This window comes from Pseudomonas sp. NPDC088444 (genome assembly GCF_044900175.1).
Lineage (GTDB): Bacteria > Pseudomonadota > Gammaproteobacteria > Pseudomonadales > Pseudomonadaceae > Aquipseudomonas.
This window is the reverse complement of record NZ_JBJDNK010000009.1, coordinates 275209-284247: the sequence shown is the minus strand read 5'-3', so window position 1 is coordinate 284247 and position 9039 is coordinate 275209. Positions and strand designations below refer to the sequence as shown.

The 9039-nt window shown below is 59.5% G+C and carries 7 protein-coding genes, 1 tRNA gene, 1 pseudogene and 1 riboswitch; of the genes and pseudogenes, 5 read left to right on the top strand and 4 right to left on the bottom strand.

Annotated elements, in window-relative coordinates; translation table 11 throughout:
• Positions 1 to 11: 11 nt before the first annotated feature.
• Positions 12 to 953 carry a type VI secretion system-associated lipoprotein TagQ gene (tagQ, locus tag ACI2KB_RS19395; protein ID WP_404636898.1) on the top strand — a complete coding sequence of 314 codons (942 nt, stop codon included), beginning with the start codon at positions 12 to 14 and terminating at the stop codon, positions 951 to 953.
• A gap of 60 nt (positions 954 to 1013) precedes the next feature.
• Here tagQ and ACI2KB_RS19390 read toward each other — a convergent pair.
• Both ACI2KB_RS19390 and crcB read right to left on the bottom strand, forming a co-directional pair.
• Positions 1014 to 1148, bottom strand: a pseudogene (locus ACI2KB_RS19390) (hypothetical protein); the annotation flags it as partial.
• 344 nt (positions 1149 to 1492) lie between these two features.
• Positions 1493 to 1870: a fluoride efflux transporter CrcB gene (crcB, locus tag ACI2KB_RS19385; protein ID WP_404636896.1), complete on the bottom strand. Its 378-nt coding sequence runs from the start codon at positions 1868 to 1870 to the stop codon at positions 1493 to 1495.
• Between the two features lie 76 nt (positions 1871 to 1946).
• A riboswitch (Fluoride riboswitch) is annotated at positions 1947 to 2010 on the bottom strand.
• Between the two features lie 136 nt (positions 2011 to 2146).
• Here crcB and ACI2KB_RS19380 point away from each other — a divergent pair.
• Positions 2147 to 2875 carry a DUF4431 domain-containing protein gene (locus ACI2KB_RS19380; RefSeq protein ID WP_404636894.1) on the top strand — a complete coding sequence of 243 codons (729 nt, stop codon included), beginning with the start codon at positions 2147 to 2149 and terminating at the stop codon, positions 2873 to 2875.
• A 201-nt stretch (positions 2876 to 3076) separates the two neighbouring features.
• Here the strand turns inward: ACI2KB_RS19380 and ACI2KB_RS19375 are convergent.
• A tRNA-Arg gene (locus tag ACI2KB_RS19375) sits at positions 3077 to 3153 on the bottom strand.
• 340 nt (positions 3154 to 3493) lie between these two features.
• On the opposite strand from ACI2KB_RS19375, the gene gabD reads away from it, so the two are divergent.
• The 3 genes from gabD (at position 3494) to ACI2KB_RS19360 (ending at position 7901) form a co-directional block, all read left to right on the top strand.
• Entirely contained in the window at positions 3494 to 4936 is a 1443-nt protein-coding gene (gene gabD, locus ACI2KB_RS19370; protein WP_404636892.1) for an NADP-dependent succinate-semialdehyde dehydrogenase, read from the top strand.
• 297 nt (positions 4937 to 5233) lie between these two features.
• Positions 5234 to 6517 (top strand): 4-aminobutyrate--2-oxoglutarate transaminase, encoded by a 1284-nt coding sequence (gabT, locus tag ACI2KB_RS19365; RefSeq protein WP_404636890.1) that lies wholly within the window; start codon positions 5234 to 5236, stop codon positions 6515 to 6517.
• Between the two features lie 163 nt (positions 6518 to 6680).
• A complete protein-coding gene (locus ACI2KB_RS19360; protein ID WP_404637022.1) occupies positions 6681 to 7901 on the top strand; it encodes an HDOD domain-containing protein in 1221 nt (406 codons plus the stop codon).
• Between the two features lie 107 nt (positions 7902 to 8008).
• Here the strand turns inward: ACI2KB_RS19360 and ACI2KB_RS19355 are convergent, their stop codons facing one another.
• Entirely contained in the window at positions 8009 to 8980 is a 972-nt protein-coding gene (locus tag ACI2KB_RS19355; protein WP_404636888.1) for a GGDEF domain-containing protein, read from the bottom strand.
• Positions 8981 to 9039 lie beyond the last annotated feature (59 nt).

The window sequence follows — 9039 nt, the reverse complement described above, 5'->3', positions numbered from 1 at the left end:
AGAGCATCACCATGCAGTTATCCCGTAACCCTGCTGTTAACACTGTGGTTTCGAACTTCAATTGCCGTGGGCTAGCGTTGGTTGTCGCAGGATTCAGCTTCGTGCTGATGGCGGGATGTGCCAACTCGCCGGTTTCCAAAGTAGGCGCGACCACCAAGGTCGAGTACTACCCGACGTGCTATGAGCCGGTGCAGCACTTGCGTCAGACCGACTCTGACGTGAGCAAGTCGGTGCTGGGTGGCGCTGCGGTGGGCGCCTTGGGCGGCGCGTTGGCCGGTGCACTGGTCGGCAACTCCGAAGATCGCGCACGCAACGTTGCCATTGGCGTTGCAGGGGGCGCGCTGGTCGGCGGCGCGGCGGGTTACTACACCGAGAAACAAAAGCAGATCGCTGACGACAATCAGCGCATCGGCTCCTACGCCACCGACATCGACAAGAGCACGGCGGACATCGACCGCAGCGTGGGCTACGCCAAGGCGTCGCAGTCGTGCTACCAGAGCGAGTTCACCAAGCTGGTCGAAGGGCGCAAGGCGAAGACTATCAACGACACCGAAGGACGCAAGCGTCTGGCTGAAATCGTCGCGGGCCTGAAAGAGTCCAACGACCTGATCACCGCAGTGAACGGCAAGGCCGGTGAAGACATCAACAACTACACCCAGGCCTACGAAAAAGACCTGCAAACCGTGGGCGTAAAACGTGCGGACGTCGCGACCGTCGCCGCTGCCGACACCACGACAACCACCACCACGACCAGCAAGAAAAAGGCTCCGGTGAAGAAAAAGCTGCCGACCGTGCCTCAAGAAGCGGTCAGCACCGAGAAGACCTTGCAGGACGCCAAGGCCAAACAGGCGGCGAGCCAGCAGGTGGCAGCCACCGGTCAGTCGCAGGTCAACGCCATGTGCAAAAACCCGGACCTGGGCGACTGGGCACCAGTGCCTTGCCCGAATGTGTGATTGAGCGGGTTTGAGTAACGAGAAAACCGGCCCTGTTCGATGAGCAGGGCCGTTTTTTTTTCAGAACAGACCGACGAGGTAAATCGCGCCGCCGCCCCCGGCCTGTAAACCGGCGTTGACGCCCGCCATGACCAGCGTGCCCTTGGTCGATTGCAGCAATTGACGCTGCATCACCAAAGGGCCGAGCACAGCGCCCACTGGCGTGGTATTGACCGCCATGGTGCTTTTGCGCGTGTGAGAGAAAACCGTGACGCTCGCTGACCAGATAACCGGCGACGGCCAGCAGCACGACACCGATCAGGGCAATCAACAGACCTTGCACACGATCGGCGCGGGGAGTGGAAGAGGGGCTCATGCTGTATTCGTTCGTCCTTGAAGAAGTGATCCATGACGCAGAGTGAGGCTCCGCACGGCTGTCAGAATCGCGCCTTGGCTGACGCAAATCCCTTCGCTGTTTCGCACGATGGGCCGAAATATAGAGTGACAAAACGACCCACCGCAAGGCGTGGCAAATGGTCTGCTAGCTTTGACGCCACCTCTCAATCGAACGCGTTGATCAGCGCATAACCGGCGAACGTCATCAGCAACGAACCCACCACGTGAGTGGTAATGGTCGCCGCAGCCCAGCCCGGACGACCGTCTTGCAGCATGTACACCACCTCGGCAGAGAACGTGGAAAAGGTGGTCAGTCCGCCGCAGAAACCAGTGGTAACGAACAAGCGCCACGCCGGATCGAGGCTGGGCGTCTTGAGGAAAAAGGCCATCGCCGCGCCAATCACGAACCCGCCGATCAGGTTCACCAGCAATGTGCCCAGAGGAAGGTTGGGAAAGGCCGTGTTGAATTTCAGGCCGATGGCCCAGCGCAACACACAACCGAGACTGCCGCCAACGATGACGGCCAACAAAGATTTGTACATGGGGTCTATTCAGAGAGTCGGAAATAACCCGCTGGAAGAGAAAAGCAAGGCGATAGCCTACGCACCCCTCCAGAGGGATCGCGTAGGCATCATCAGCCCGAAGGCGGTTAATAAGGAGGAATGCCATCTCCTGAGCGCGCCATGCTATGCCATCAAACGGCCATTTCTCAAGGGGCATTGCCGGATTGCGCGTGTCGTTCATCTAAAGCTGGCGCCTGTCAGAGATTTCTCTAACCTCTCATCATCGATCCTGAAGTGCTGTCGGAAACTTCCTCAATGACCACCATCTCTCGTTTTCACCTACCGTTGATACTCAGCCTCTGGCTTTCGCTTTTTGTCACCGCGAAGGCCAGCGAGTGCAACCAGTACGAACCGGCCGACACCACCCTCAGCGGCACCTTGACGCGGCAGGTCTTCCCCGGCCCGCCCGGCTTTGAAGACGTCGTCACTGGCGATGAACCACAGGTCGGCTTTTACCTCTCGTTGTCCGAGCCACTGTGCATGAAAGGCAATGAAAACGAAGGCGACATCAGCGTCGAAGACAACGAAACCCTCGTCCAACTGATCCTCCAGGCCACCGACTACGACAACCTGCGACCCTACCTCGACCAACCCGTCGTGCTCAAAGGCACCCTGTTCGGCGCCGAAACCGGCTTTCACCACACCCAGGTGCTGATGCAACAAGTGCAACTCATCAGCGGCATGGCCGCCGCGCCGGTCGACTGCGAACTGCTGAACCAGAAAATCGGCATGCAGGAAGAAACCTACACCCCGCCCCTCCAAGGCAAAATCATCGGCGGCAACGCCTGGATCTACCAAGCCCCCCAATCCACCTGCACCCACAAACGCGAGTTCGTTAAGGCAGGCACCGCCGTGAGCGTCACCTCAGTGGCCAGGGGTGGATGGGTGCGAGCGGAAGTCACCGGGAATGACGGCAAGACCCAAGCAGTGTGGCTGGATCAGGCGCAGGTGGTGTTGGGGTTGGGGGATGGGGAGCAGGAGTAGAGGGAGGGCACAGGCTTTGATGATCTGGTTGATTTTCTGAGCTGCCTGTACGGCAGCTCAGAAAAATCGATGTTCGCGTCTGCGTTACGACGAAACGTTCACTGCCGCACAGGCAGCCCAAAAACAAAAAAGCCCGCGCATCGCGGGCTTCTTTCTATCAAGCAGATTCTCAGAACGTCTCGCACGCGCTGAAATCAAAAATGGCGCACTTGGCGGGATTCGAACCCACGACCCCTGCCTTCGGAGGGCAGTACTCTATCCAGCTGAGCTACAAGTGCAACGCGGGCGCCATGATACTCATCTGGCCTGCGTGCGTCCATGCTGGCGAACGACTGTTGTTGATTTCGCACGTTTCCAGATGTTGGAGGTGACGTTGATCAGAATTTTTCGCCAATACGACAATCAGCGTTCTTTTTTTCGAACGGACTATTGTCCTTTACCCCTGTTGTCCCTAGGATTCGTTTGAGATTTCAAACGCTCCCGTTCGGTCACTCGCGCTTTTCGCGATCCGTGCGTGCGGGGCCCGGCGAATGTTTTCCTGACGGCAGCCTTGTTCAAGGCGCCTTTGAATAATCAATAATTCGCTCCGCCTTGCGCGGTGCTGTTTAGGAGGCCGACATGCAGCTCAAAGATTCGAAGTTGTTCCGCCAGCAGGCGTACATCAATGGCGCCTGGGCTGATGCCGACAGCGGCCAGACCATCAAGGTCAACAACCCGTCGACCAACGAAATTCTGGGCACCGTGCCAAAAATGGGTGCTGCCGAAACCCGTCGTGCCATTGAGGCCGCGGACAAAGCCCTGCCAGCCTGGCGTGCCCTGACCGCCAAAGAGCGTGGCGCCAAGCTGCGTCGCTGGTTTGAGTTGATGATCGAAAACCAGGAAGACCTCGGTCGCCTGATGACTCTGGAGCAAGGCAAGCCGCTGGCCGAGGCCAAGGGTGAGATCGCTTACGCTGCCTCCTTTATCGAGTGGTTCTCTGAAGAGGCCAAGCGCGTTTACGGTGATGTGATTCCGGGCCACCAGCCTGACAAGCGTCTGATCGTCCTGAAGCAGCCAATCGGCGTGACCGCTGCGATCACCCCGTGGAACTTCCCGGCGGCGATGATCACCCGCAAAGCCGGTCCTGCACTGGCCGCCGGTTGCACCATGGTGCTCAAGCCTGCTTCGCAAACCCCGTATTCTGCGCTGGCGCTGGCTGAGCTGGCCGAGCGCGCTGGCATTCCTGCCGGTGTATTCAGCGTTGTCACTGGCAGCGCGGGCGACATCGGTACCGAGCTGACCAGCAACCCGATCGTGCGCAAGCTGTCGTTCACGGGTTCGACCGAAATCGGTCGTCAGCTGATGGCCGAATGTGCCCACGACATCAAGAAAGTCTCGCTGGAGCTGGGCGGTAACGCTCCGTTCATCGTGTTCGACGACGCGGATCTGGATAAGGCCGTCGAAGGCGCGATTGTGTCCAAGTACCGCAACAACGGCCAGACCTGCGTGTGCGCCAACCGTATCTACGTGCAGGACGCCGTTTACGACGCGTTCGCCGAGAAGCTGCAAGCTGCTGTGGCCAAGCTGAAAGTCGGCGATGGTCTGGCCGAAGGCACCACCACTGGCCCGCTGATCGATGGCAAGGCTGTGGCGAAAGTCCAGGAACACATTGATGATGCCCTGAGCAAAGGCGCGAAAGTCCTGACCGGCGGCAAGCTGATCGAAGGCAACTTCTTCGAACCGACTATTCTGGTCAACGTGCCGAAAAACGCTGCCGTCGCCAAGGAAGAGACCTTCGGCCCGCTGGCGCCGCTGTTCCGCTTCAAAGACGAAGCTGAAGTGATTGCGATGTCCAACGACACCGAGTTTGGTCTGGCGTCGTACTTCTACGCCCAGAACATGAGCCGCGTGTTCCGCGTGGCCGAAGCGCTGGAGTACGGCATGGTGGGTATCAACACCGGCCTGATCTCCAACGAGGTCGCGCCGTTTGGCGGTGTGAAAGCGTCGGGCCTGGGCCGTGAAGGCTCCAAATACGGCATCGAAGATTATTTGGAAATCAAATACCTCTGCCTGAGCGTTTGAACCTGCTGCGCTCGGTGAGGCTGCGTTGGCAAGGTTCGAAAAAATACTCATTGGCTGCAGCCAACTCCGTTTTTTTCGAACCTTGCCGCCTTGCCTGACCGTCGCTCGCAACGCTTCAAATAGAGGTGAAAGATTCAGCCCGAAGGGCGCGAGAGCGACGCTTTGCGGGTTTTTGTTGTAGAAAAACTATCTGGTGGCCGGGAGGCCGCGGCAGTCGATCATCGTATGCTGCCGCTGTTGACCCCCGCCGCTTCATCCTTGAACCACGCCGCCCGATGAGCGGTGAATGAGGAAGTCATGAGCAAAACCAACGCATCCCTGATGAAACGCCGCGAAGCCGCTGTACCCCGTGGCGTTGGTCAAATTCACCCGATCTTCGCCGATACCGCGAAGAACGCTACCGTTACTGACGTCGAAGGTCGTGAGTTCATCGACTTCGCGGGCGGTATTGCGGTACTGAATACCGGTCACCTGCACCCGAAAATCGTTGCTGCAGTACAAGAGCAGCTGACCAAGCTGACCCACACCTGCTTCCAAGTGCTGGCGTACGAGCCGTACGTTGAGCTGTGTGAAAAAATCAACGCGCGTGTTCCAGGCGACTTCGCCAAGAAAACCCTGCTGGTGACCACCGGTTCCGAGGCGGTCGAAAACGCCGTCAAGATCGCCCGCGCCGCCACCGGCCGTGCTGGCGTGATCGCTTTCACCGGCGCTTACCACGGCCGCACCATGATGACCCTGGGCCTGACCGGTAAAGTCGTGCCGTACTCCGCAGGCATGGGCCTGATGCCAGGCGGCGTTTTCCGCGCTCTGTACCCGAACGAGCTGCACGGCGTCAGCATCGACGACTCCATCGCCAGCATCGAGCGCATCTTCAAGAACGACGCCGAGCCACGTGACATCGCTGCGATCATTCTTGAGCCGGTTCAGGGTGAAGGCGGTTTCTACGTCGCCCCGAAAGCCTTCATGCAGCGCCTGCGCGAGCTGTGCGACAAGCACGGCATCCTGCTGATCGCTGACGAAGTGCAGACCGGCGCTGGCCGTACCGGCACTTTCTTCGCCATGGAGCAAATGGGCGTTGCGCCTGACCTGACCACCTTCGCCAAATCCATCGCTGGTGGCTTCCCGCTGGCCGGTGTGTGCGGCAAGGCCGAATACATGGACGCCATCGCCCCGGGCGGTCTGGGCGGCACCTACGCGGGTAGCCCGATTGCTTGCGCCGCTGCCTTGGCGGTCATGGAAGTGTTCGAAGAAGAAAACCTGCTGGACCGCAGCAAGGCTGTGGGTGAACGTCTGGTCACGGGCCTGAAAGCCATCCAAGCCAAACACCCAAGTGTGATCGGCGACGTTCGTGCTCTGGGCTCGATGATCGCCATCGAGTGCTTCGAAAACGGCGACACTCACAAGCCAAACGCGGCTGCCGTGGCTTCGGTCGTTGCCAAGGCGCGTGACAAGGGGCTGATCCTGCTGTCGTGCGGCACCTACGGTAACGTGCTGCGCGTTCTGGTTCCGCTGACCTCGCCAGACGAGCAGCTGGACAAAGGCCTGAAGATCATCGAAGAGTGCTTCGCTGAACTGGCTTGATGCTCCAGCGGTCAGGTCGCAATTGATCAAATTGTGACCAGTTCGTCAGAAAAAACCTGCTTCGGCAGGTTTTTTCGTTTATTGACGTCAGAAAACGCGCTTTTGCCCTGTCTCACTCGCCGGTCTTTGACTAATGTACGAAGACTGATGCCGGAGAGTCATGATGACCGTTGTAGAGGCGCCTCTAGTTCCTCGTGTGTTGATCGCCGAGGCGGACCCTTGGGCCCGCGAAATGCTCAGTGAGTTGGTGCTGGATGTGCGCTGTGATGCACAGCTTGATGTGTGCCTGGACGGCAAACAGGCTGTGGAACTGATGCGCGGGTACATTCCAGACTTGGTGATCGCGTCCCGCGAACTGCCGGGCGTGGACGGCCTGAGCCTGTTGCGAGGTGTAAGGCTGCTCAAGCGCCAGCCTGCCGTGCGTTTCATTCTGCTGAGCAATCGCAACGACAGCGCCAGCGTACGCGAAGCCGTGCAATTGGCCCCCACCGCATACCTGACCAAACCCCTTAATATCGACAACTTGCGCCAACGGTTGGAAAACCTGCTGCTCAAGGATGGCGCGCAAGTGGCGTGTGAGGTCCCGGCACTGGCCCCAGGCGTCGGGTTGGATGCCTTTCTGGAGAAACGCCGTGAACTGGCCGATGGCGGCCCGCTGTATGTCGATGTGCGTGATGTGCTGGCGCGCAGCCGCAGCCCGGCAGGCGTTGATCTCAAGGTACTTGAGCGCGAGTTGATCGAAGACCCCCATGTCACTGCTGTGCTGATCGCGGCGGCCAACAGTGCGTCGCAGCATCAGGGCAAGCCGCAGCAGACGCTGGTGCAGGCGCTGAACGTTCTGGGCGGCGCGCAGAGCACCAATCTGATTCAGGGGCTGGCGCTCAAGCGTGGGGCGATATTGACCGACGAAGCCCTGATTCTTCAGGCGAGCCAGATTTGGGACGTGTCTCGTCGCACGGCGGGGTATGCGCGGATTCTGGCGCGCACGCTGGATCTGGATCACGAGCGCTGTTATTGCGCGGGGCTGCTCAGGGGGTTGGGTGATCTGTCGGTCATTCGCTGCCTTCAGGAGTGGCGTCAGGCGGGGGGCACGCTGGATGACGCGACCATCGCTCACGCCCTTGAGCAATATGCCGCTGCGTTCGGTTCGGCGTTGCGCACCCGCTGGCGTCTGCCGCTGGAGTTGCGCGAGCTGATCGCGGCCGTTTACCAGTACAACACCGGGGTTTACACCCGTGAGGTGTTGGCGATGAATCTGGCAGGGCAGATGGGGCGGCTGGGGCAGGAAGACCCGCTTGAAGCGCTGGCCAAGAGCAAGTCGGCGCGGCTGTTGAAGGTCAATGCGTCGGATCTGGAGCGGGTGCGTAATAAGTTGGTCGCTTGATTACGTCTTCAAGACGGGACGCAAACTTGTGGGAGCCGGCTTGCTGGCTACCACAAGGATAGGAGCGCGTCAGGTGAGTTTGCGTCACACGCCACTCAAAGGCAGATTTACACCAACACAATCTGATTCTTGCCCTGCCGCTTGGCTTGATACATCGCCGCATCCGCGCGGGCGAAGAGGGCTTCGAGGCTTTGGTCCTGTTTGCCGAGGTTGGTCAGGCCCTGGCTTGCGGTAATCCCATACACCTTGTCGTCACGCTGAAAGGTCAGGCGCTGAATTTCACGTTGCAGACGCTCGGCGATCTGTTTGGCCATGTCGGGTGCGCAGCCGACGAAAACCGCCGCAAATTCCTCACCGCCGATACGCCCGAACAGGTCGCCACGGCGCAGCGTATTTCGCCCACATTCGGCAATGCGTTGCAGTACAACGTCGCCTTCCTGATGGCCCCAGGTGTCGTTGACCATTTTGAAGTCATCGACGTCAAGCAACAGAAACGCCATCGGTGTGCCCTGCAAACGGGCTTGCTCGAACTCGCGCTGTGCGCATTCGAAGAAATGCCGTCGGTTGCTGCTTTGGGTGAGGACATCGGTGGTCGCCAGACGCTGCAATTCGTCTTCGAGCTGTTTCTTCTCGGTGATGTCTTCGGCGATGCCGACCACGATCAGACGCTGATCGGCCTGGTGGCTGACGAAGCACTTGTCACTGAGCCAGCGCACCTGCCCGTCCGCGCGGATGATGCGGTATTCGCGATCCTCGATGGAGCCCTTTTCCAGCACTTCACTCAAGCTGCGCTCGGCGTAATCCAGATCGTCGGGGTAGATGCTGTCACGCCACTCGCCAAAGTCGGCGAGCAACAGACCGGCCGAGCGACCGAAGATGCGCTCATAAGCAGGGCTGACGTAAACCATGCGCTGGGTCTGCCAGTCGAAGGCCCATAACACGGCGTTGACGCTGACCAGCAAGGAGCTGAACAACTGCTCCCGTTCACTCAGGCGCGCGACTTCCGCCTGGGCGTGCATCAGGGCCAGAAGGGTTTCAGCGGAGGCTGGGGTGTCGAGCGCGGATTTATTGTTGTCCATGAGCACGGCATCTCAAAATAAGGTGCGGCGCACAGCCACAACGTGTCACACAGCATAGT